The 23861-nt window shown below is 71.4% G+C and carries 15 protein-coding genes; 11 read left to right on the top strand and 4 right to left on the bottom strand.

Going from position 1 to position 23861, the window contains the following annotated elements; translation table 11 throughout:
• Positions 1 to 224 precede the first annotated feature (224 nt).
• The 10 genes from FREUN1FDRAFT_RS11985 to FREUN1FDRAFT_RS41360 all read left to right on the top strand — a co-directional run bounded on the left by FREUN1FDRAFT_RS11985 (position 225) and on the right by FREUN1FDRAFT_RS41360 (position 18311).
• Positions 225 to 1832, top strand: a complete 1608-nt coding sequence (locus FREUN1FDRAFT_RS11985; protein WP_006540305.1) for a DUF4407 domain-containing protein — start codon at positions 225 to 227, stop codon at positions 1830 to 1832.
• A 130-nt stretch (positions 1833 to 1962) separates the two neighbouring features.
• Entirely contained in the window at positions 1963 to 4008 is a 2046-nt protein-coding gene (locus FREUN1FDRAFT_RS11980) for a hypothetical protein (protein WP_006540304.1), read from the top strand.
• 89 nt (positions 4009 to 4097) lie between these two features.
• Entirely contained in the window at positions 4098 to 5126 is a 1029-nt protein-coding gene (locus FREUN1FDRAFT_RS11975; RefSeq protein ID WP_157474673.1) for a hypothetical protein, read from the top strand.
• The gene (locus FREUN1FDRAFT_RS11970) at positions 5123 to 5941 is read left to right on the top strand and encodes a hypothetical protein (RefSeq protein WP_006540302.1); all 819 of its coding nucleotides are present in this window, start codon (positions 5123 to 5125) and stop codon (positions 5939 to 5941) included. Before FREUN1FDRAFT_RS11975 ends, FREUN1FDRAFT_RS11970 begins: the two co-directional genes overlap by 4 nt.
• 116 nt (positions 5942 to 6057) lie before the next feature.
• On the top strand, positions 6058 to 8592 hold the full coding sequence (locus FREUN1FDRAFT_RS11965) for a hypothetical protein (RefSeq protein WP_006540301.1): 2535 nt from the start codon (positions 6058 to 6060) through the stop codon (positions 8590 to 8592).
• Positions 8589 to 10196 carry a hypothetical protein gene (locus tag FREUN1FDRAFT_RS11960; protein ID WP_006540300.1) on the top strand — a complete coding sequence of 536 codons (1608 nt, stop codon included), beginning with the start codon at positions 8589 to 8591 and terminating at the stop codon, positions 10194 to 10196. The genes FREUN1FDRAFT_RS11965 and FREUN1FDRAFT_RS11960 overlap by 4 nt, the downstream gene beginning before the upstream one ends.
• 296 nt (positions 10197 to 10492) lie before the next feature.
• Positions 10493 to 11935 carry an HNH endonuclease signature motif containing protein gene (locus FREUN1FDRAFT_RS11955; protein ID WP_006540299.1) on the top strand — a complete coding sequence of 481 codons (1443 nt, stop codon included), beginning with the start codon at positions 10493 to 10495 and terminating at the stop codon, positions 11933 to 11935.
• 528 nt (positions 11936 to 12463) lie between these two features.
• A complete protein-coding gene (locus tag FREUN1FDRAFT_RS11950) occupies positions 12464 to 14647 on the top strand; it encodes a sigma-70 family RNA polymerase sigma factor (protein ID WP_035951358.1) in 2184 nt (727 codons plus the stop codon).
• 617 nt (positions 14648 to 15264) lie between these two features.
• Positions 15265 to 16716: an RICIN domain-containing protein gene (locus tag FREUN1FDRAFT_RS11945; RefSeq protein ID WP_050795834.1), complete on the top strand. Its 1452-nt coding sequence runs from the start codon at positions 15265 to 15267 to the stop codon at positions 16714 to 16716.
• A 128-nt stretch (positions 16717 to 16844) separates the two neighbouring features.
• Positions 16845 to 18311, top strand: a complete 1467-nt coding sequence (locus FREUN1FDRAFT_RS41360; protein ID WP_006540296.1) for a pectinesterase family protein — start codon at positions 16845 to 16847, stop codon at positions 18309 to 18311.
• A gap of 111 nt (positions 18312 to 18422) precedes the next feature.
• Here the strand turns inward: FREUN1FDRAFT_RS41360 and FREUN1FDRAFT_RS11935 are convergent, their stop codons facing one another.
• The 4 genes from FREUN1FDRAFT_RS11935 to FREUN1FDRAFT_RS11920 all read right to left on the bottom strand — a co-directional run bounded on the left by FREUN1FDRAFT_RS11935 (position 18423) and on the right by FREUN1FDRAFT_RS11920 (position 22704).
• Positions 18423 to 18698 carry a hypothetical protein gene (locus tag FREUN1FDRAFT_RS11935; RefSeq protein ID WP_006540295.1) on the bottom strand — a complete coding sequence of 92 codons (276 nt, stop codon included), beginning with the start codon at positions 18696 to 18698 and terminating at the stop codon, positions 18423 to 18425.
• Entirely contained in the window at positions 18695 to 19105 is a 411-nt protein-coding gene (locus FREUN1FDRAFT_RS11930) for a hypothetical protein (protein ID WP_006540294.1), read from the bottom strand. The genes FREUN1FDRAFT_RS11935 and FREUN1FDRAFT_RS11930 overlap by 4 nt, the downstream gene beginning before the upstream one ends.
• Before the next feature lie 331 nt (positions 19106 to 19436).
• A complete protein-coding gene (locus FREUN1FDRAFT_RS11925) occupies positions 19437 to 21533 on the bottom strand; it encodes a hypothetical protein (protein WP_006540293.1) in 2097 nt (698 codons plus the stop codon).
• A gap of 10 nt (positions 21534 to 21543) precedes the next feature.
• The gene (locus FREUN1FDRAFT_RS11920; RefSeq protein ID WP_006540292.1) at positions 21544 to 22704 is read right to left on the bottom strand and encodes a hypothetical protein; all 1161 of its coding nucleotides are present in this window, start codon (positions 22702 to 22704) and stop codon (positions 21544 to 21546) included.
• Between the two features lie 393 nt (positions 22705 to 23097).
• Between FREUN1FDRAFT_RS11920 and FREUN1FDRAFT_RS11915 the strand changes: the two genes are divergently transcribed.
• Positions 23098 to 23793 carry a hypothetical protein gene (locus FREUN1FDRAFT_RS11915; protein WP_035951356.1) on the top strand — a complete coding sequence of 232 codons (696 nt, stop codon included), beginning with the start codon at positions 23098 to 23100 and terminating at the stop codon, positions 23791 to 23793.
• Positions 23794 to 23861: the final 68 nt, after the last annotated feature.

The raw sequence follows: 23861 nt of genomic DNA, 5'->3' as shown, positions 1-23861 counted from the left end.
GCGGTCTGTGCGGGAGTGGTGGTCGGTCGCCCCGCGGAGGGCCCGCGGGGGAGGGGAGTGGTCGGGTGGCGCGGCAAGGCCGCCGGCCGGCGGGTGCCGGTACGCCTCCCGCCGGCCTCCGCGGCTGTGGGGGAATGCGGGCGGGGCTCTGAGGGGCACCTCGACATCGGGCTGGGCGGGCCACCGGCCACCCACACCGACAGATGGCGTAAACGGGGAGCGTCATGCCGAACGACAGTTTTTCGCAGGACCCGGGGTCAGGGCTTTCCGGGGGTTCCTGGCCGGGCGGTCTGCCTGACGAGGACCCGTGGGATGAGGGCGGCAAGCGCCGGTCGCGTCCGACCCGGGTGCTGCTATGGCTCTCCGGCGCCAACACCGATATTCTGGACCGTTTTCCCTCCGACGTCCCGAAGTACGTGGGCATCGGCGCCGCCGTGCTCACCACGTCGACCATGGCCGGTATCTCCTGCGCCTTCGCCCTCCGGATGGCGCTGGGCCTGAGCCCGTTCTTCTATCTGCTGCTCGGGGTGGCCTGGGGTTTCGCCATCATGAGCCTCGACCGGTGGCTGGTCGTCTCGATGCAGCGCCGGGACCACTGGTATCAGATTCTGCCGATCGCGATTCCCCGGCTCGCCCTCGCGATACTGATCGGCGTCGTGATCTCGACGCCGCTCGTGCTGCGAATCTTCGAGGCGGAGATCACGACCGAGCTCTCGCTCATGCGCAGCGAGCGGGACAGCGAATTCCTGGCCACCACGCAGACCGACGAGCGCGGCATGCGGATCAAGGCGCTGGAAGCGGAGCAGAAAACGCTGCAGGCCACGATCGACACCAGCACCGACACCGTGGACGTCAGCACGGACCCCGACGTCGCGCGCATACAGAAGCTGGTCGACACCAAGCAGCAGCAGTACGACGCCGCCGAGCAGGCCGTCATCTGCGAGAACGAGGGAACCTGCGGCAGCGGCAAGGTCGGCCGCGGCCCGGCCTACGCGGAGAAGGTGGCGCTCCGGGATCGGTACCGCGATGAGCTCAGCGTGCTGAACGGCCAGCTCACCACCGCCCAGGCGACCGCGCGGTCAAAGGCCACCGACACCAGGGGCGCGGCGCAGAACACCGCGAAGGGCCGGCTGAAGACGGTCGAGACCGAGCTCACGGACCTCAGGACGGCACGCACGGCGGCCATCGCGAACTTCCGCAAGGAGAACGGCAAGGAGAACGGCCTGCTGATCCGCATCGAGGCGCTGGACAACCTGACCGCGCACCGGCCGGCCCTGGGCCTCGCGCACCGGTTCCTGCTGGTGTTCATCACGGCGATCGAGTGCCTGCCGATCATCGTCAAGTTCATCATCTCCGTCGGCCCGGCGAACGACTACGAGCAGGCGGTCGCCCTCGACGGGAAGAGCCGGCTGCGGGCCGAGGAGGAGCGCATCCGGCACCGGCGGGCGGCCGCGATCATGGCGAACGCCGGGCTGCACCGACGGCGGGCCATCGGCCTGGAGATACAGACCGAGGCGGCCGAGCACGCCAGCGAGGCCGCCCTCAACCAGCTCAAACGCCGGATGACCCGGGATGCGAGGCGCAACCCGCAGGCCTACATGAATCCGACGGCGTTCTCGCCGCGGCGCCCCGCTCCGGCGCGGCCGGTCCCGCCGCCCCGGCGGTCGCGGCTCGACAACCTGCTGGGTCGGATCGGGCTGCAGCAGGTCTCCACCGGGCAGCACCCCAGCGGGGACCAGTACCAGCCCTACCCGAGCAACGAGCCGATCCCGCCCTCAGGCCCGTTCTTCGACGGCGATTCCGGCAACGGCTACGGCCAGTGGCGGAACTGACCAGCCAGGCGTGACCGGGCCCCGGGCTCGCGGCCCGCGGCCCGGGCCCTGCTGCCCGCGGGCGAGACCGGCGGGTGTGTACCGCCGGCGCGTGACGGGGAGCCGGCCGGACGGCTGACTTCGACGACTCATGAGGGACGACGACGCGGTGAGCTGGAGCGCGGCCGAGGCCGCGGTGGGCTGTCCGGTGTGCCGGCGGCGGGTGGCGGAGCGGGACACAACCTGCCCGCGGTGCGGCTGGCAGCTGCGGAGCCCTCAGGTGCTCGGCGAGATCACGGCACAGCTGCGACAGGCGTTCGACACGCGGCTGGCGCAGGCCAGGTGCGGCCACGACCTGCGGTCCGCCGCCCGGGTGCTGGCCGCGACGGAGCAGCCCGACCCCGATCTGCCGGTCCGTATCGCCGCGTTCATCCGCGGCGGGGACAGAACCGCCACGGAACTCGCCGCCGAGCTGGTTGAGCTGGCCGAGCTGGCCGCCACCCCGGAGGCCGCGGCGGCCGACCGGCCGGGTCTGCGGGAGCCCGAGACCGTGCTCGGCCCGCTGCTGCGGCGGATGGCCTCGGGTGGCCCCGCACGGATCGCGGTCATCGAGCTGCGGCCCGACGCCGTCGTCGTCAGCGCGCTGACCACCGGCTTCGACGGTCAGCCCGGCCGGCTGGCGGCCGCCCGGGAGTGGGCCTGGCCGGACCTGCTGCCAGCCCTGCCCACGGACCCCGACGCCCGCCGCCTGCGCCTCGCGGCGGGTCTGGAGGAGGACATCACGCCCGGTTCGCTGGTGCCGGTGCTCGCCGCGGTGGCCGAGACGCTGGCCACCGAGATCCTGCTGATCCGGCCGGCGGTCGACTGGCCGGTGACCAGCCAGGTCGCGGACGCCCTGGCCGACGAGCTGGGTCGGGCCGACGGGTCGGGCCGGGCCGATGGCGCGCCGGCGGTCCAGCAGGCCCGGGCCCGGCCTCGGGAGAGTTTCGCCACCGCACTTGAGGCCGCGCGCCGGAAGCTGCCGCTCGCCGTCGGCTACGGGCTGGTCGTGGCGGACGTCGACCGGGTCACCCGCGGGGTGCGCCTCACCACCCGGACGCTCTTCCCGCCCGGCACCGTCATCACCGACGGGCAGCCTCCCACCGCCGAGGTCACCGTCTCGGTGCCGGCCACCGCCCCGCCCGAGCTGGCGTTGGTGATCGTCGCGGGCGGGGTGACCGGCGCGGGCGGGTTGGCCGGCGCCGAACCGCATCCGGACGGCTGGGCACCGATCACGGTCGGCTGGGTCGCGGCGACCCCGCGGGCCGACCTGCGACTGCGGTTCGCCCTGGACGGGCCGGGCCGGATCCGCTTCCTCGAACCGGCCGGAATCCGGGTCCACAATCCGGGCTGGCCGGAGCTGCTGGCCGGCGTCCCGCAACGTTACGGCGCGGACCCGGTGGACGTGGTCTGCCTGGTGGAGATGGCGGGAACGGCGCAGGACGTGCTGCGCCGACTGGGGCTGGTCGACGAGCTGATCGCCCTGGTCGTGGCCGAGCATCCCGACGCCGACGCGGTCCGCTTCGTGGTGCTCGGCTACGACGACCACGACTACCTGGGCCAGGGGTGGCCTGACCAGGGGCAGGTGGTGCGGACCGTCGGACCGGCAGCGGGCCTGCAGGTCCGGGTGGCGCTGCGGGAGTGGGGCCCGAGCGTTCCCCAGCACGACCTCGCCGCCCCGTTGGAGGACGCGCTGGCTGTGGCGGCCCGGCTGCCGTGGCGGCCGGGGGCTGCCCGCGCGCTGGTGACCGTCGCCGCCAGGCCTCCGCATCCACCGAGGCAGCGACCCGATGATCTTACGCTCCCCTGCCTGGACCGGCACGACTGGAGAACACTCATGGACAGCCTGGCCACTGTGCAGCGCCCGCGTCGGGTGGCCGTTTGCGGGCAGGAAGCGTTCCTGGCCGGCTCCGGCTCCGGCGTCGGTTTCGGCGCCGGTTTCGGATTCGGTGCGGGTGGCGGTGGGCGTGCCGGTGGTCCGTCCGGGGCCGGTGCGGTCTGGCGGGTGCTGGGTGCGGACGCGCTGTTCCTGCTCGAGACGGCTTCCGCGCAGGAGGTGGCCGACGCGCTGGGGCTGTTCGCCGGGTCCGCCGGGCAGCCGCTGCCACTGCCGCTGGCACCGGCGTCGGGCGTCGCGTCACCGGGCGGCCCGCGTTGACGCGTCCGCCGGCGGGCCCGCGCCCGTCGCCCCAGGGCCGGGTGCGCCTCGGGCTCTGGGGGGCGACGAGCAGTGGGAAGACGACCCTGATGGCTGCCATGCAGCTGGCCGCCATCCAGCACAAGCCCCGCGAGCCTGGGGGCAGACACGTCCGCTGGACCATCACCAGCGCGGACGCGGCGACCGGAAGCGCATTGGAAAGGCTGCGGAGCACCCTGGTCCAGGACCACCGTTTCCCTCCGGCAACGCTGGCCAACACACCGTTGCGGCTCATCTTCGAGGGCCGGGTGCTGCGGCCGGGCTCGAATCCCGCGCGGCCGAGGCCTGAGCGCACGCCGCCGATCGATTTCACCCTCGACTTCCTGGACGTCTCCGGCGCGCTGTATTACCGGGGCGGCGGAATCGGCGGCAGTGAGATCAGCGCCCTGGACGGCGGAAGCGGAAGCGGCGGCAGTGGTGGCGTCGAGGACGACGGGCTGAGGTTCGACGACGACGAGACCAGCGCGCCGATCCCGGCTCGCCGCCCTCCGGACCGGGGCGCGGCGCAGCACGAAGAGCTGGTCGACCATCTCGTCCGCTGCGACGGGATCGTCCTTCTCTTCGACCCGATCCGGGAGCGGGACCGCGCGGACGGCGACAACTACGCCTATTTCGATGCCATGATCAACCGGGTGCTCGAGAAGGTCCGCGCCGCGCGGCGAAGCCGGGGTGGGCTGTTGCCGCACCACCTCGCCGTCTGCGTCACGAAGTTCGACGACCCCCGGGTGCTCGGAGTCGCCCTGGACGGCAAGCTCAACACGCTGGCCAACGGATCGGGGCCGCCCAGGATCGAAAGCGATGTCGCCCATCGCTATTTCGAGCAGCTCTGCACCAGATCGACCGGCGCATCCCATCTACGAGACGCGATCGGCGGATTCTTCGACCCGTCGCGGGTTCGCTACTACGCGACTTCCTCCATCGGGTTGTTCGCCGGCCCGGACGGCAGGTTCAACCCCGTCGACTACTCGAACGTCGTGATGACCGGTGGGGTGCCCCGCATCCGCGGCCGGGTGGCGCCGATGAACGTCCTGGAGCCGGTCGTGGGCCTGGTGACCCGGATCAACGGGGAGCGCCGGTGACCGACACCGTCGGCTTCGAATGGGCGCTGCTGGGCAAGGAGCCCGGGCAGCGCGAGGACTACCAGATCCTGTGCGCCGGAGGGGCCCGGCTTCGACCGGCGACGCTGGAACGCATCATCCAGCATTTCTCGCCCGGCTCGCCGGCCGGTGAGCGCGCGGGCGAGCCGGACGCGCTGCCGTGGATCACCTTCACCGCCGCGACGTCCGGCGAGACGCCCTACGTGGGAGTCGCGATCCGCGAATGGCCCGCGGACCCGACCAGGGCGGTCGACGCCACCGGCCGGGTCGTCATCCCCACCCGCTTCTTCTGCCTGCCGCTGGACGACTTCCGCCGTCACCTGGGGAGTTTCACGGCGCTGTACGAGGCGGTGCGGGTGGCGACCGTGAGCCATCTGCGCCGGCTTCCCGAGGTCACGGGCGGCCAGGCGCTGTCCCTGCACCCCGCCGCGTCGCCGCCTCGCCGGGAGGGTGCCCTGGCCAGCCCGGCCCTGCGCTTGCTGCGCGGCGCGGTCGTGACCGCCGCGTTGGCACTGGACGGTCCGGTCGTGGTGCGTCCCGTCCCCGAGCTGGCCAGCCATTCGGCCCGGATCGCCTTTCTCGATCTGGTGGCCGCACTGCTGCCGGCCGGCGCCGAGGGCGCTCTCGCCGTCGGGACCTGGGTCGACGTCGCGACCAGCCACCGGCTGCGCGTCGCGTTCGGACAGGACCTCGGCGGCACCGGCCGGCAGGTCGACCCGACGGCCCCCCGCGGTTCGGCCCGCCGAACCCGAACGACGAATGGGCTCCCCGCTACGCCTCCCTGCTGGCGTACCTGATCGACGGCAACCGGCCGGCTGACCGCGGCGCCGGTCACGGGCTCGGCCACGACGCGGGCCACGACCACGGGATCGGCCACGACCACATTCACGGCGGCGGCGACGGCGACGGCGGGTTGCGCACAGTCCTGGGATGGCTCGCCGAGGACACCACGCCGCGCAGCTTCAGTCGGCCCGGGGAGATCTTCCAGGCTCTCACGGAGACCGCCGCGCTGGACCTGGCCACCCGGTTCGCCGCCGGGAAGGCAGGCCCGGAGCACCTCCGTCGGCATCTGGCCGCCCTGCCCGCGCCGGCGGACCCGACCGGCGTCCTCGTCCCGTTGCTGCTGCCCTTCGCCCGGCCGGAGGATCTCACCCTGGTCGCGCGCCACTGGGCCCCGGCGCTGGCCCCGGCGGTGGTCGACCTCGTGGTCCGGCTCTGCGCCGCGGGTGGGCGGGAATACCGGGACCTGGCCTCGCACCTGCAGGGTGCGCCCGAAGCGATGTTCGCCGCGATCGTCGGCGGGCTGCTGGAGCCGGGAGCGGACGACGATCCGCCGCCGGCGGACGCGGTCGAGCTTGCGGCGGACATCATCCGGGAGCACGGAGGGGCGACCGGGGACCGGGCGACCTGGGCCCCGGTCCGGAACGGGCTCGCCGCCAGCCCGGCGCGCACCCTGCAGGTGCTGGTGCGGTACTTCGCCAGTCGGGGGGTGCCCGGGCTGCTCCAGCTGGTGGAGTGGCTGGCCGCCGCCGGGCAGCCACAGACCGACGCGGTGCTGCGTCCGTTCCGCGCGCTGGGCGGCAACAGCCAGGAGTCCGTCGGCCACCCGGATCTCGCCGCGGTCGGCGCCGCGGACGGGATCGGTGAGGCGGCGGTGCTGACCGTCGTCCGGCTCGCCGGGTGGAGCGGCCGGGCCGAGGCGCTGACACCGGCGCTCGAGGAATGGCTGTGGGCCGAAGCCAACCGGGCCCCGTTCAGCGTCGCTCGCCGCAGGACCTGGACGGCTGCCCTGGACGAGCTGTGGCCGGACCGCCGCGCCGACGAGCGACAGCGGCTCGGCAGGCTGATCGGCGAGCCCAAAGCCCGCCGCCGGCTGCTCCGCCGGAACACGGAGCCCACCGACGGCGAGGAGGTGCCGGACGACCCGTCGTCCCGACTGGCCGCGGGCACCCGCGTCCCGCTCGGTGCCGGCTGGGTCGATCCGGCCCCGTCACCGCCGCCCGCCTCGGCGGACGGCCGCGGAATCTGGGAGCTCGCGCGGCTGTACGCCCCCGGCGTGCGCCGCGACGGTCCGCCGGGCGGGACGTCCGACGGGTTGGTGCTGTTCGGTGACGGCGGTGGGCGGCTCGCGGTGCGCGGCGCGGACTGGTGCTGCCACACCGGCTTCGAGCGGTTCCTGGAATCGGGGGTCGGCATCACCGGCCTGGGCCTCGCGGCCTCGGCCTCGGCCGCGTCCGGCACCCGGCCGAGCCGGCTGCAACTCGTCGCCGCCGACCAGCGCCTGGGTGCCCAGGACGTCGACGCGTTCGGCTTCGGCGCGGTTGCCGCCGTCGCCGCGGGGCTGCTCGGCGGGCCCGTGTCTGTGGTCGGCGCACCGCCGGCCCTGACCACCGAGCAGCGCCTGCGCTTCATCGAGGCGGTGCTGGCCCTGCTACCGGCCGGAATGCTCGCCGGGATGGCCGTGACCACCGCGGCCGACGACCCGACCCCCTTCCGGCTGGCCTTCACCACCCAGGCGCAGATCTCCAGCGGGCAGTCGAGGCTGCTGGTGCGCTGGGGTGACCTGCCGGAAGCCGCGGAGCCGCCGAGCGGCTACGGCCGTGAGTACTTCCGCCGCCTGCTGGCGGCCCGCGCCCTCTTCCAGGACACCGCCGGCCTGGTCCACGCGTTGTCCACCTGGCGTGACCCACTGGACGTCGACCAGGCCGAGGACCTGCTCGACGTGCTCACCGACACGAACCCGGCCTTCGTCTCCCCGCTGCCGGCCAGCAAAAGCCTGGAGAAGGCCCGCAGCCGACGGCGGGCGGCGATGGCCGGCAGGTTCGCCCGGGAGCCCGAGGAGGCCGACGCCCTGCGGATCCTGCTCTCCGGCGGCACCATGGCGGACCTGCAGGACGCCGTCGTGTTCGCCAACCGCCTCGAGACGTTCCAGCGCCTCGACGGCATCCTCGCCCGACTGATCCGCGGCGACGGGAGGGACACCGACCGGGTGGCACGCACGCACGCGGGAGCGCTCCTGCTGCTGCAGCTCTCCGGCGGAGGAGAGACCGTCCGGGCGGCGCTGCAGGAGCTGCCCGAGGCCGCGGTCTCCTGGATCGTCCACCTCACCCGGTCGGGCAGCTTCGCGGCGCTGAACGCCGCGCAGGGCGGATGGCTCCGCTGGCTCACTCCGCCGAGCGGGCAGCTGCCGCCGCCGCTGGCCGTCTTCCAGGCGCTGGCGACCCCGCGTCCCGCGCCGATCGATCTGCGGCTGCTGGCAGTCCATGGGGATGATGCGCTGTTGGCCGCGCTGCAGATCGCCCGCTACGGCGAACGGCACGGGCCTGCGGACCGGTTCGCCCAGCTGCTGAGGGCCCTGCAACACACTCGCCCAGCGCTGGTGGACTCGTTCCTGCGGAGCGGGGCCGCCGGTTCGAGTGCCGCCGCGGTGGCGGGGCCGCCCAGATGAGCGCCAGGCCACCGGGCCGCCGGGCGGGCGTCGACCTCGGCACCCAGTTCACCAGGCTCGTCATCCTGGACGCCGACGCCGCCACCGACGCCGCCACCGACACCGCCACCGACGCTGGGCCTGGCGCCGGCGGCGGCCGGGCCGGGGCGTGGATGGTCACCGGTCCCGCCGCTGCGCGACCGCGCAGTCCGGTGGCGGCCGGGTGGGACCTCCTCGCGACGCTGGCCGCGGAAAGCGAGATCACGATCGCGGGTGAGGCCGGCCCGTGGGATCTGCGGTCCGTCGCCGGCCTCGCCGTCGCCGTGACCGGTGACTGCTTCGCGACCGACTCCGGAGCGCAGGTCCGGACCCGGCTCCAGCAGGCGTTGGCGGCCGGGCTGGGGCTGCCCCAGGACGCCGTCGCCGTCCACAGCACGGCGGTGTGCGCCGCGGCCGTCCGGGCTGACCAGCTCGCGGTGGACGGGGGGCCGGGGATCCCGGGGCGCCTCGTGCTGGTCTGTGACATCGGCGCGGACTCGGTCGAGGCAGCCCTGGTCGAGGTCGCCACCGCCCCGGCTGGCGCCGCCCCGGCCTCGGCGGGCATAGGCACCGTCCGGCTGCTGGAGCGCCGGATCCAGCCTGGGTACGCCGGCCGCCGTTTTGCCGTGGACGCCGTCCGGCGCGCCGGTCCCGGCCGACCCGGCGGCCCCGGCGGCCCCGGCGAGGACACGGTGCCGATCAGGACGGAGAACGACCTGGTCCTGACGTTTCTGCGGGGTGCACGCGCCGGCCGGGAGCCGGTCGGCACGGGCGCGGGCGGGACCACGGCCGATCCCGCCCGGGATGCCGGCAGCGCACTGGTCTTCGGACCCGGACGGCAGTTGGGCGCGGACCAGCTGGCGGCCGCGTTCGGACCGGTCGCCCAGACGGTGCGGGCCGCCGTCGGCGGGCTGCTGCATCGGCGGGGTGACCTGCGCCGGCGGGGTGACCTGCGCCGGCGGGAAGGCGGGGATGCCCTGCCGGGAGGGGAAGCCCCCTGGCCGGAGGTGGTCGTCGTCGGCGGCCTCGGCTTCCTGCCGGCGGCGGTGGAAGCGGTCCGGACGGCGGTCGCCGAGGCCTGGCCGGCCGACCTGCCCGGCGGCTCTGGCCGCTCGGCAGCCTCCGGCGAAGCTGAAGCCGCCGGCGGCGGAGAGGCGCGGGTGCCGGTGTGGCCGGTCGCGGACTCCGAACACGCGGCTGCGCGGGGAGCCGCGCTACTCGCCGCGGGGAGGGTCCACGGCACGGAGCTCTACCCGCACACGGTGAGCCTGCGCGTCCACCGTGTCCTGGCCGGCCGGCTGACCGGCGGAAGCCTGCGGGTGATCTCGGTGGGAGGCGTCCCGCTGGAACGGTGTGAGCTGGCCGGCGAGCTGATCACTGTCCACCATGACGGGTCCGCAGGCGGGGTGCTCGTCGTGGACGTCCAGGCCGACGGCGACGCGCCGCGGGCGCTGCGGGTACCGCTCGGCGCCGAGCTGCCAACAGGCGACTACCACGTCGGGGTCAGGATGGACCGCTCACAGCTGGGTGCGCTGCTGCTCAGCCCGGCCCGCGGCGGCCCGCCCACAGCGCTGCCGCTGGGCTAGCACCAAGGGCATGCCGCGCTGAAACAGGTGGGTGGAGCGCTCTGCGAACTGTCGGCGCCGCGCCGTCGGCAAGCTCGTCGAGCGTGGCCCGGCCCCGTAAACATCGACATCAACACAGCCAGACTGTGAGGCGGTTCCGCTGAACCACCTCACCCGTCGGCTGCGGTCGCCGTCCGGACGGTCACCCCGACTCGAGGTGGGGCTGTGATCGTGTTGAGGTTGTGAAAACTGTCGGTGGTCGATGTGACGATGCGCGGGTCCGATGGACCGACGACACCCCTGGCCCGGTGATCCTCATGATCGGCACTGCTGCTGTCACTCCCGACGCTCCCCGCGCCACGCCCACCACGAACTCCCCGCCCACCGGCCCCGATCCGGCAGCGCGTCTCCCGCCCGCCGCTCTCCCGGCGGACCCCGACGCCGTCCCGGTCGGCGAGCTGGAGACCGCGATCTGCCAGTGGGCCGGCCGGATCGCGGCCGCGACCTGCACCTGGCTGGCCCTGCTCGCCGCCTTCGACCGGCGCACCGGCTGGTCCGGCATCGGGATGCGTTCCTGCGCGCACTGGCTGTCCTGGCGATGCGGACTCAACCCGAGAACCGCCCGCGAGCACCTCGCCACCGCCCACGCCCTCGAACAGCTCCCCGCGATCCGCGCCGCGTTCGCCGCCGGAACCCTGTCCTACTCGAAGGTCCGCGCGATCACCCGGGTCGCCCGCCCCGACACCGAACAGACCTGGCTCCACCACGCCGAACACTGCACCGCCGGCGCCCTGGAACACCTGGCCCGCGCCTACCGGCAACGCAGCGCCGACCCCGATACCCGGGCCCGGATACGTGCCGCCCGCCGGGTGTCCTGGCGCACCGATGAGGACGGCATGATCCACCTGACTGCCGTACTCCCCGCCGACCAGGGCGCCCAGCTGATCGCCGCGATCGAAACCGCCCGCGACAGCCTCACCACCACCGAACACGGCACCGCGGAACCGGGCGCCACCGAATCCACCACGGAACCCGAACCAGAGCCAGAGCCGGAACCAGAGCCGGGGCCGGCGTCGGATCGGCAGCGTGACGCCGACGGCCTCGTCGCCCTCGCCGAAAGCTTCCTGCACCACCGCGCCCCCGGGCTCGTCCACCCCGCGCACACCCTCGTCCTGCACCTGCACCCCACCGACCTGCAACCCACCACCACCGGCACCACCACGACCGGTGACGCCTCACCGGCCACGCTCCCACCGGCGGTGCTGCAACGCCTCGGCTGCGACAGCCTCGTCCAGGCGATGCTCACCGACCCCCACGGCAACCCACTACGCCTCGGCCGGCGGTATCGGTTCCCCACCCGCCGGCTCCGCGCCGCGGTCCACGCCCGTGACCACGGCACCTGCCAGTACCCGGGCTGCGACCACACCCGATGGCTGAACATCCACCACCTCACCGGCTGGGCCGACGGCGGCCACACCGACCTCGACAACCTCACCCTCATCTGCGGCACCCACCACCGCCACCTCCACGAAGAGGGCATCGTGCTCCGCAGAACCCCCGACGGAACGATCACCGCGCTGCTCCGCGACGGCCGCACCCTCGTCCCGGCACCACCGGCAACCCCCGGAGACCGCCCGGCTGCCGCGCTCGCAGGCGACACCGACCACGTAGCACCGGACGCCATCACCACCCGCAACGGCGGCCGGCTCAACCTCGGCGAATCCCTGTTCGTACTCCTCCAGAACCACCCCGCCGCCTAGCTAGGTGTAAACGGCGCGGGCGAGCCGGGTGTCGGAGGTGGCAGGAATCGGAAAGCGGACGGTGTCCCGGCAGGGGACGACGTATTCCTGCCAAGAAGAGCGCCGCCGGTTCCCGGCTGCCGTCGCCACCGCCACCGCCACCTTCGCCCGCGCCGCCGGTCGGCGCGGTGCGGCCGTCGGGGGCTGGGGTGGTGGCGTCGGCGCGGACCCGGGAGCGCAGGCCGACGAGTCCGCCGCCGGCCGGCGGCGGGGTCAGGTCCTCTCATCTCCGCGCCATGGCCGACCGCCGAGAATTGTGCAGCAATTTGTTGCTCGTTGTTTTACGCCCACCCTTGGTGGCCATCCGCGTCTTTACAGGGAGGGAGTGTTCTGCGAACATACGGCCGCATGAGCGGTCCGCCGCAGGGGATCCGGCCGGCCGATTTACAGGGTCGGCTTCCTCGGGCCTGAACGGTCTGTTCGCCGGTGCGCAGTTATGGTCCCACCCGTCGCGGGCGGGGGACGTAGGCGCGGCGAAGGGAAGGCGGGATGGTGTCGAAGGTGCCGTCCGGAGCGACCGCTGTTGATGTGAGTGTCCTTGTCGATGCCGCACGGGCGGGTGATGAGGACGCGCTGACCGACCTGATCTCCGTGCATCTGCCGCTGGTGTACGGCGTTGTCGGTAAGGCACTGAACAACCACGCTGATGTCGACGACGTCGTGCAGGAAACAATGATCCGGGTCGTACGCGGGTTACCCGGTCTCCGGGAGCCGGATAGATTCCGCTCCTGGGTGCTGGCCATCGCGCATCGTGAGGTCCAGCTGCACCTGCGCCGCCCGAAGCCGACCTCCCGGTTCGACCAGCAGGACCCAGGGGCGGAACCGGCGGACCCCGCCGGTGACTTCGCCGAGCGCACGGTGACCGAGCTGGTTCTCGCCGGCCAGCGCCGAAACCTGGTGGAGGCGGCCCGTTGGCTGGACGACGATGACCGGCGCCTGCTGTCCCTCTGGTGGCAGGAAGCGGTGGGCGAGCTCAGCCGAGCCGAGCTGGCGGCGGCGCTGTCGGTCGGCACCAGGCACGCGTCGGTGCGCCTGCGGCGGATGAAGGTACAGCTCGAGGCGACCCGTATGATCGCGCATGCGCTGAGGGCCTCCCCGCGCTGCCGCGACCTGGACGGCCTTATCCGCCCCTGGAACGGCCATCCGGACCCGCTGTGGCGCAAGCGGCTGTCCCGGCATGTACGCGGCTGCCCGCACTGCGGCCGGTACGAGCGTGAGCTGGTGGCCCCGGAGCAACTGCTGTACGGGGTCGCTGCCCTCCCCGCGGCGATCGGGCTTGCCGCCGCGATGCCGGCGACGGCCTCGACCGCCCCCGCGGCGGTGTGGGGAGTGATCCGGGACGTTTTTTCAAGCAAGGTGGCCGCGGGGGGCGCGGCAGTGACAGTCGCGCTCGGCGGTGCCTTCACCTACGCGGTTGTCGAACGGCCCCTGCTCGGGACAGAAGCCGTCCCCGTGATCGTCAGCAGCCCGACGAAGCCCGGCTCCGGCATGGCCAGCGGCGCGGCCCAGTCGTTCGGGGTCGCGGGCTCGTCGGCCGCGCCGTCCAGCGCGGCCCTGGCCCCGCCTGCCAGTGGTGCCAACGGCGTGGTCGCTGGCGACATCTATGTCGCCCCGGATGGCTCGGACGGTGGAGCCGGCACTATCGAGGAGCCCTTGGCCACTCTTTCCAGGGCCGTGGCCGTGGTGCGGCCGGGGCAGACCATCGTGATGCGCGGCGGGCTCTACCGCCCGGCCGAACCGGTCGAGATCAGGACCAGTGGCAGCGCGCAGCAGCGGATCACGCTCACCAACTACGGCGCCGAGCGCCCGGTGATCGACGCGGGCCGGGTGCCCGCCGACAAGTGGATGATCACTCAAAGCGCCAGCTACTGGACCGTGCGAGGGCTGGAGATCAAGAACTCCCGCAGTCACGCCTATGTGTGCCTGGCCTGCCAGTACAACGTTTTCCAGCAGCTGGTCATCCACGACAACGTCCGGTCGTCGTTGACCCTGCGCGATGACGGGACGATTGGCAACCAGGTGCTCGACTGCGACTTCTTCAACAACCGCGATCCGGCGGATCCGGGCGGGGTCGGCACCGGGGTGGCCGTGAAGTTCGGCTTCGGCGAGGGCAACCTGCTGCGCGGAAACCGCTCCTTCAACAATGCCAACGACGGCTTCGACTTCGGCAGCTTCGCCAGCCCGGTGACGGTGGAACACAACTGGGCGTACGGCAACGGGATCAACCGGTGGGGGCTACCGAGCTGGGACAGCAACGCGACGGGCTTTCGGTTCGGTGGCGGCGCCCCAGTCCGTTCGGCGGCGCACGTCGCGCGGCACAACGCCGCCTGGGACAACGTCGGTTCCGGTTTTGACGACGGCGGCAACACCGGGGCAATGCAGATGATCAATAACACCGCGTTCCGCAACGGTGGCATCGGCTTCAAGGTTCCCCGGGCGGCCGCGGTGCTGCGGAACAACGTCTCGGTCGGCAACGCGAGTCAGGCGGTCGTCGGCGAAGGAGCGGAGCTCGGCCGCAACACCTGGCAGGCCGGCGACGGCGGCGCGGTCCGCTTCCGCTCCACGGACCCGCGGAACGCGCAGGGGGAACGTGCGCTCGACGGCACTCTCGCGGCCACAGGCTTCCTCGTGACCGGAACCGACCTGGGCGCCGCGATGTCGGCGGGCGGCTGAGGCGCGGGCGAACGTGGGCTGGCTGTCCCCGGCGAGGTGATGGCCGGCGCTCCCGGCACGTCGGATCCCAACTTCGAGATTTCTGTAGTCCGCGCCCACGTCGACGCATCTACCTAGACGTCCACGACATTTCGAGCACGCCGTCCGGTGGTGCTCCGCAGGGTGACAGACCTGTTACGCGGCCCGCCCGACCGGATGGTGACCCTGAAGGGACCGATATGCGCCTGACCGCGCTCCGCTCGCCGCCGCCCGCCAGCGGTGACAGTGCCGAGGCCACTCTCGCGGCGCCGCGACGCTGACTGGCGGCAGTCACCACGGACGCCCGCCGAACCAACACGGAACGGCGGCCTGAACAGTGCGCCCGGCTGGCGCGGAGCCGCCGGGCGAATGCACACATGCGAGCACGGCATCGGAGCCCATCTCCCGCGCTGCCCTGGCCAGGCCGCACGGGTATGGAGCGCGCGAAGCGCGTGGAAAATCCGCGGAGCCGAGATCGCTGTGCCTGGGCATGAATTCTGATGTCGGATGGCATCCAGTGGCGCTTCTGGCTGCCCTAAATCTCGTTTAGTGATGCCTTCGGAGCAATCTCAGGTGAAGGACTTGATGTGATTCGGTCAATGAGGCTCGGGCGCCGTTTCGGTGTCTTCTTCTCTGGTTTCATCAGTGCTGTTCTGGTGCTGGTGGGGATGGTGTTCTCCGTCGGTTCCGCTGGTGCCGCGACGTCTCCGGTGAACGGGGGGGTCTATACGGTGGCGAGTGGGTCGAGCGGTAAGTGTGTCGATGTCAGTGGTGCCGCGGTCGGCAACGCGTTACTGGTTCAGGTGGCTTGTAACGGCAGTGCGGCGGACCAGCGTTTCAAGGTTGTGGCGCAGTCTGGTGGGTTCGCGCTGGTGAACGGTAAAAGTGGTCGGTGTGTGGACGTGCCGTCCGCGTCCAAGGTCGCTGGCACGCAGTTGTGGCAGTGGTCGTGCCATGCTGGCACGAATCAGACGTGGAAGTTCTCGTCCTCTTCGGCCGCGGCTGGGAAGTATCTGGTGCGGAGTGTTTCCAGCGGGTTGTGTATGAGTAACCGGGATGGTTCGACCGCGGGTAACAATCCGATCGTGCAGGAGCCCTGCTCGGATATCGCGCGGATGCAGTGGAGGTTCGACGCCGCTGCCGGCACGACGCCGACGCTGCCCTACTCGAATGCCCCGGACGGGTTCGCCGGCGCCGCCGGCACGACCGGTGGTGCCGGCGGGACGACCGTGACCGTCACTAACCAGGCGGACCTGGAGCGGTACGCTGCCGCGAGCACCCCGCACATCATCCGGGTCAACGCGGCCATCACCATCTCGCCGTACGGCCGGGAGATCCCGGTCTCGTCCAACAAGACCATCGTCGGGGTCGGTCGGAACGGTCAGATAGTCAACGGAGGCCTCAACCTCCGCGGCGGCACCAGCAATGTGATCATCCGGAACCTGACCATCCGCGACACCAGGATGACCGACGATGATCCGGGTGACAAAGGCTACGACTACGACGGCATCCAGATGGATACCGCGAACCGGATCTGGATCGATCACAACAACATCACGCGGATGAACGACGGACTCATCGACAGTCGGATCGATACCACGAACCTGACTGTCTCGTGGAACGTCCTGTCCGAGAGTCGAAAGGCGTTCGGGATCGGCTGGACCAGCAACATCACCGCCCGGATGACCATCCACCACAACTGGATTCACAATACTGGTTCGCGTAACCCCAGCACAGGTAACGTCGCCTATGCCCATCTGTACAACAACTATCTCCAGAACGTGACAGGCTACGGCAACTATGCGCGTGGTGGAACTAGTATGGTTTTGGAGAACGGGTACTTCGAGAACGTGCGTGACCCATTCTACAAGGACTCCGGGGCCCAGCTGCGGCAGACCGGCAGCATCCTGGTCAACTGCACCGGAAAGCAGCAGACCGGCGGATCCGCGTTCACTCCGTCGAGCTTCTACTCCTACCGGCTCGACCCGGCGGCACAGGTTCCGAGCCTGGTTCGAACCTACGCGGGACCGCAGGCCGGTATCGGAATCTGATCGGTCCTCAATGTTCGAGGGCAGACGAGCCCAGCCGTCGAACGTGCCGGAACAGTAATCCGCCGGTGGCTCGCTCGGGCGGGCCACCGGCGCACCTTAGAAGCCGAGATCTTCTCACGCGAGGAACTATGTCAATCAGGTCTGGAAAATTACTTCTCGGGCGCCGTTTCGGTGTCTTCTCCTCTGGTTTCATCAGTGCTGTTCTGGTGCTGGTGGGGATGGTGTTCGCCGTCGGTTCCGCTGGTGCCGCGACGTCTCCGGTGAACGGGGGGGTCTATACGGTGGCGAGTGGGTCGAGCGGTAAGTGTGTCCATGTCAGTGGTGCCGCGGTCGGCAACGCGTTACTGGTTCAGGTGGCTTGTAACGGCAGTGCGGCGGACCAGCGTTTCAAGGTTGTGGCGCAGTCTGGTGGGTTCGCGCTGGTGAACGGTAAAAGTGGTCGGTGTGTGGACGTGCCGTCCGCGTCCAAGGTCGCTGGCACGCAGTTGTGGCAGTGGTCGTGCCATGCTGGCACGAATCAGACGTGGAAGTTCTCGTCCTCTTCGGCCGCGGCTGGGAAGTATCTGGTGCGGAGTGTTTCCAGCGGGTTGTGTATGAGTAACCGGGATGGTTCGACCGCGGGTAACAATCCGATCGTGCAGGAGCCCTGCTCGGATATCGCGCGGATGCAGTGGAGGTTCGACGCCGCCGCCGGCACGACGCCGCCCGCGGCGCCCCCGACGGTGGCCGCGGATGGCACCGGCAAGTACCGCACGGTCCAGGCGGCGATCAACGCGATCCCGGCAAACAACACCGCTCGCGCGGTGATCACGATCAAGCCTGGCACGTATCGCGAGGTGGTGACCGTGCCGGCGAACAAGCCGCACATCACACTTCGGGGCCTGGGCGCGTCACCGTCGAATGTTCTCATCGTGTACAACAACTCCGCCGGCACGTCCGGCACCTCCGGGAGTGCGACCATGTTCGCGCGTGGCGCCAATTTCGTGGCGGAGAACCTCACGGTCTCGAATGACTTCAATGAGAGCTCGACGAGCAGTGGCGGCCAGGCTCTCGCCCTTGACCTGAACGCGGACCGAGCGGTTCTCCGTAATGTCCGGCTGCTGGGCGACCAGGACACCTTCCTGGTGAATAACAGTACCCGTGCGTACGTGGTGAGCTCGTACATCGAAGGAACGGTCGACTTCATCTTCGGAGGCGGCACGATTGTCTTCGACAGATGCACGATCCACGAGAAGAGGTCGACCGGCGGGCCGATCACGGCCGCGAGCACGCCACGCGAGAAGACCTACGGGATGCTTTTCTACCGCTCGACGGTCACCGGCGCGGCGAACAACGTCACCACCCTCGGGCGGCCGTGGCGGCAGGGCGCCCAGGTCCTGTACCGTGAGTCGACGCTGAGCGCGACCATCCGCGGCTCGCAGCCGTGGACGGACATGTCGAGCAGCACCTGGCGGAACGCCCGCTTCCTCGAATACCAGAACTCTGGCCCGGGCGCGGCGGTCAACAGCAACCGGCCACAGCTGAGCGCTTCGCAGGCGGCCAAGTACACCCCGCAGAAGTATCTCGCCGGCACTGACGGCTGGAACCCGATGTAAGGACCAGCCGCGGGGAACTCTTCACCGCTGACCGCGCCAGCGGCGTGTCTGCGCCGCGGTGCTGTTCCTGGCAGGAGCGACGGCGCAGCTCCTGCCAGGAGGCACTTTCGGTCAGGGGAGAACGGCTACGAAGCGCCAGTCGAGGACGTCCCGGCTGCCGTCGCCACCGCCACCGCCACCGCCACCTTCGCCCGCGCCGCCGGTCGGCGCGGTGCGGCCGTCGGGGGCTGGGATGGTGGCGTCGGCGCGGACCCGGGAGCGCAGGCCGACGAGTCCGCCGCCGGCCGGCAGCGGGGTCAGGTCCTCCACCGTCACGTCGCTGCGTAGGGTGTTGCCCTCGTGGACCGGGCCGACATGGTCGCAGCCGTGCCAGCCGGCGACTGTCACCGCCGGTGGAGCCGCCCCGTCAGGCGTCCCGTGCGTTGCTCGGACGGCAGTGCGAGTACGGGGACGAGGGCGTCGTGCGCGCTGTCGAGATCGCCGCCCAGCGTCCGGGCGACGATCAGATCGATGCGGGCGCCGTGCTCACCTGGTGTCCACCTGTCGGCGGTCGGTATCGCGGTGAACAGGTCGATCGCCTGGGATGCCGCGTGCTCAGCCTGGTCGAGTTGGCTGAGTGCGAGATGGGTGGCGGCGGCGCTGAGGAGCCGGCGTTCCTCGCCGAACGAGAACTCGCCGCCCACACTGTCGAGAAGGTCGTCTGACACGTCTGCCTCGGCGGCGCGCTGGGCGGCGACCAATGCGGTCATCGCCTCGTCCGCGGCTCCGATCATCGCGTAGGAGCGGGCCTGCACGGCGTGCAGGCGAACCTTGCCGGACCCTGCTCTGGCGTGGTCGAGGCCCGTGGTCGTCAGCCGTATCCCTTCTCTGGGCCGGTCCGACCAGAAGGCGATGGTGGCCTGGACAGCGCGGGCGCCGAGTGCCCTACCGCGGCGTGACCCGGAACGACACCTGGTTCCACCACCGGGCCGCCGCTCTCAACCTGCGCCGGCTGATCACCCTCGGACTCACCCGCACCAGCACCAACGGCTGGACCCTGACCGCCGCACCCCCTCAAACCACAGCGATCCGCCTCAGTCAGCCCCGCACCAAGATTTTCAGTGATCTTCTAGGCCGGTCTCCTGCTCAGAGCTTCGGTAGCCAGATGCGCCACTGCCGGCCGGCTGGCAGGTTCCTGGCCCACGAGTTCCTGATCAGGAAGCTGCCGACCACCTTGATCAGCGCGGCCAGTCCGGGTGGCCGATCACGCTGGTCGATGTTGGCGTGGACCTGGCGGACGAGCTGCTCCAGCACCCTGAGCATGAGGTCCACCTGTACCTCGTCCTGGGGCCAGCCGGTGTCGAGGATGGAACGGGCCAGGGCGGTCAGGGCCTGGTCGACCCGCCCGTCCGCACCCTGCTCCCGCAGCAGGGTGGTGAAGTGCTCCTGGAATGCCTCCGTGTAGTCCTTCGCCATGGTGTTGATCCGGCGTCCCAACGGCCTGGCGGGGGCTTCACCCAGTATCAGCAGGAGCAGGTCGTAGCGGGCCGCTCTCCTCGGGGTGCCGAAGCGGAAGCCGCGGATCTCGGCGGCCCAGTCCTGCCGGTGCCGCGGCGACAGGGCTGGGACGGTCTGCCACAGCCAGGGATCCAGCAGGACCATCATGGCGGCGCCGGTTCCGCGGAGCCGGGCGAGCTGGGAGAGCGACAGCAGGTAGCGGGCCCGGCCGTGGAGTGTTTCGACGACGTCCGGGCTGGGGGAGCCGTCGAGAACGGCGCGGAAGGGGCGCGTCTGGTCGGCGAGCTCGGGCGCGCTCTCCAGCCAGCGCAGCCAGCGCCGCGTCGACGCCGTCGCCGTCGCCGTCGCCTGGCGCTCGACGGCGGTTCCTGCGTCTGTGGCTGTGGCTGTACCTGTGTTCAGGGCGCTGTCGAGGCCGAGGTCGTCGAGAACGGCCAGGCGGATCAGTTCGAGGGCGAGGTCGTCCCGGGGCACCTGCGCGACCACGGCCAGCAGCCGCCGGCTGAACGTCCGCGTCGCGTCGTCGTCGCGCGGCCGCTCGTCGTCCCAGGCGGCGCGCACCAGCTCGGCGACCTCCTCCACCGCCTTCTCCTGGACGGCCTGCCACTGCTCGGCGTCCGTCGGGGCGGTGTAAGGCAACAACCGGCCCGGGGCCAGCCGCCGGGCGACCAGGGCGGCCAGGGCGTCGGCGGTGTCGCCCCCGCCCATCTCGTGCAGGTGGAAGTAGGCACGTGCGGTTGCCCTGAGCCGATGCCAGGCGGCGGGGTAGGCGGTCGGGTAGCCGGTGAGGTGGGCGACGAGGGCGGCCAGTGATCCGCCTGCCTGGTCGCGCAGCCGCAGCAGCAGATCGAAGTAGTCGGCGGCCGGGCCCGGCAGCTGGTCGGGCCGCGGTCGCGGGTCGCGCCAGCGCAGAACCAGGTCACCCTGGCGGGGCTGGTCGGTGAAGGCAAGCCGGATCCGGTGAGCGGCGCCGCTGACCGCCCAGGTGCTGGCGGTCAGCCGGGCCCGCTGGCCGTAGGGCAGCAGCGCCGCTACCGCGTCGAGGAAACGCAGCCGCGTCCGCGCGGTCGGCTCGTCGCGGCTGGGGGCCGGGAAGCCGAGGATGGCCACCCTGCCGGCCAGGACGAGCGCCGCGGCCTCGGCCGCCAGCAGGAACCACTGCCCGTCGTCGGTGGCCAGGCTATCCGCGATCCGCATCGGGTCGAGGCGCGGCACGGTGACGGGCAGGCTGCCCACGGCGGTCCCCGTCACCGCGGGCTGGGTCCCCGTCGCCGAGTGCTGGAGCATCGGGCGCTGGATCGTCGGGCTGGCCAGAGCGGTGTGCAGGCCCGCGTAGGAGACCGGAGCGGCGGCGAGCGCGCTGAACGGGACGCAGACGTAGCGGGTGTGCGCGATCGGGCGCCCGGACGCGTCGGCCTCGTCGGACCAGGTGCGTTCGGCGATCCCGAGCACGGTCTGCCCGGTGTTCCGACCGAGTGGGGCGTAGCTCACCGTCACCCAGGGCAGTGACCCGGGCAGGCTGGTGCGCTGCGCGTGTGGCGGTGTTCCGGGGGAGTACCGGTGCAGGATTGTCTGGTAGGCGGACCTGCTGAAGTAGGCCTCGTTCGACCGGAGGACGACGTAGTCGGTGAAGCCGCCGCGCTCCTTGCCCATGAGTGCCCACCCGACCCGCAGGGTGGGCCCGGCCGGCGTTGGCGGCTCGGGTGGTGCGGCCGGTGGGCTCACAGCTCTGGCCTCACAGGTCTGGGGGCGGGCCGGACCGGGTGAAGTCCGAGAAATCCGAGTCCAGCTCCGAGTCCAGCTCCGGGGATTCCGAGGATTCCGCGGGTTCCGGGATGATCGGCGGTGGCAGCGGGTTCCGCCGGATCTCGTCCTCCAGCCACAGGAACGGCTCGAGCACGTTGATCGGCCGGATTTCGCCGCGGATCCGTGGGCGCCCGTCCGGCCCCAAGATCACGTTTTGGTTGTCGCGGTGCCGGAACAGCCGGCCCGGCTGCACATAGAACCCGATGGAAGAGGTCGCGAAGTAGGCCACCCGATCGGGGTCGAAGAACCGCCGGATGATCCGGCGGACCTGGGCGGCGCCGCCTGCCTCGCGGCCGTCGCACAGCCGCTCGAAGAGTTCGGCGGCGTACTCGCGGGGCACCTCGGGCAGCAGCAGGTCGTTGTCACCGCTGAGCATGTAGCCGTTCTGGCTGGCCACCCGGTAGATGCCCGGATCGTCGATCTTGTTGACGCAGACCGCCAGGTAGTGCGGCAGCCGGCCGTTCCGGATCCGCCCGGATTCGTGGGACAACCGGCCGATCTGGTCGAGCACCCGGGCGAAGTACTGGAAGGAGTTCTGTTCCCGGTGCTCGGTGACCGGGTCGAACAGGTAGACCAGCCCGTCGCAGTCGGCCATGGTGCGCATCACCTCGTCGGCGTCCGCGCCCGCGGTCTGCTCGGGGTCGAAGAGAGGGAGCCCCTCGTCCTCGTCGTCGTAGTAGTCGTGGTAAGGGTCGTCGAGAACCTCGCCGAGATGGTTGCGGAACATGTAGCCGCCGACGTCCAGCGTGTTGACCTCGAACACCTGCTGGCCGGTGGCCAGCGGGCGCCGCAACCGCCTGCGCAGCCACGCGTTCAGCCCGCGCGGCGCCGGATCCGGGCGGTAGAAGAGCCAGGAGAGCGGCTCGGCGGCCTCCGTCGCCACCGGGAACTTCTTGTCCGTGGTCAGGACGTCGACGTTTCGGCTCAGGAACGTCGACGACGCCGGGTTGGCCCCGATGACCATCCAGCGGTCTTCTCGGACCTGCTGGCCGGCGGCTATCTGCAGGGCGGCGAGCATGGTCGTCTTGCCGCTCTGGGTGGCTCCCCACAGCCCGATGCGCCGCTGGACCGGCGGCCCGCTAGGCGCCATGGCCGGACCTCGGGCTGGCTCCCGCCGCACTGCTGCTGGTGACGCTGCTGGTGATGCTGCTCATGTGCCCCGTACCGCCCCCGATCCGGTTACCGACTGGGGCAGAACCGCCAGCGGCGGGGCAAATCTACCATCATCGTCACCGGCCGCCCGGCTACTGACGGCGACCGGGAGGCCGTGGCCGCCAGCTGTCCGGGTGCTGATGGGCGCAGGACCCTCACTGTTGTGAGTAATCTTCGCATCATAAGATGACAATCTGCACTGCTCGTGTACCGGGGGGCCGGCTGTGTATATGGGGGACAGGCGCGCGTGAGGCTCGGGCCGGAATGGGACCGTTTACGCGAATGGGCCAGGCACAAGGCCGTCAGCGCACGTGGTCACTGTTCATCTGACGTGCTGGAACAGATCGCCTGGCGAACACTCGACGAAAGTCGGCGGGCGACCTGCGGCGAGGCACTCGTCGCCCCCCGCCGGGTGCGGGTGCGGCTCAACTCGGACGATGCCAGGCGGGCCGAGGCGTCGTTACGGACTCTCGGGCTCGAGCCGAGCCAGGCGGGCCCGGCGGTCCAGGACGTCCTCACCGCCGCCCTGGAGCGGGAGGGCCGGCGACAGGTCTGGTTCCACGACGACTTCGCAGTGATCCTCGACGGCAGTCCCGGGGTCCGGCAGGGCCGGCCGCAGCTCACGGTGGAGTCGCGGGTCGACTGGGGCCTGCAGGCGTTTCTCGCCGACCCCCGGGACCAGGGCGGGGACCGCTCCCGGCCGCTGGGCCCGGCCACCGTCATCAACCGGGACCTGGTGTTCGGCGTCTCGCGCCGGCGTGACTCGCACATCTCCGCCGAGGCGCATGCCGAGGTCCGGGTCAGTCCCGACGGCCGGGTCACGATCATCCCGTCACGGGACCCGCGTCACCAGGCCGTCGTCGGTGACACCCCGCTGGTCGTGGAGGTCACGCTGTCTCCCCGTGATCCGGGCTACCCGTTGCAGGTGGGGCACACCTGGCTGAATCTCTTCTGGGACCAGGGCTGGTTCATCTTTGACGACACGGCCGTGCGGGCATCGCCGGCGCGGAGCGTGGGGCACCGGTGAGCAGAATTGATCATGCAGATGGCCCTGTTGGTGCTCCTGCTCGGGAACGTCGCGTTCGTCGCCTGGTG

This window comes from Parafrankia sp. EUN1f (assembly GCF_000177675.1).
Classification (GTDB): domain Bacteria; phylum Actinomycetota; class Actinomycetes; order Frankiales; family Frankiaceae; genus Parafrankia.
Note: the sequence above shows the minus strand (reverse complement) of the source record. Positions and strands in the feature narration are given on the sequence as shown.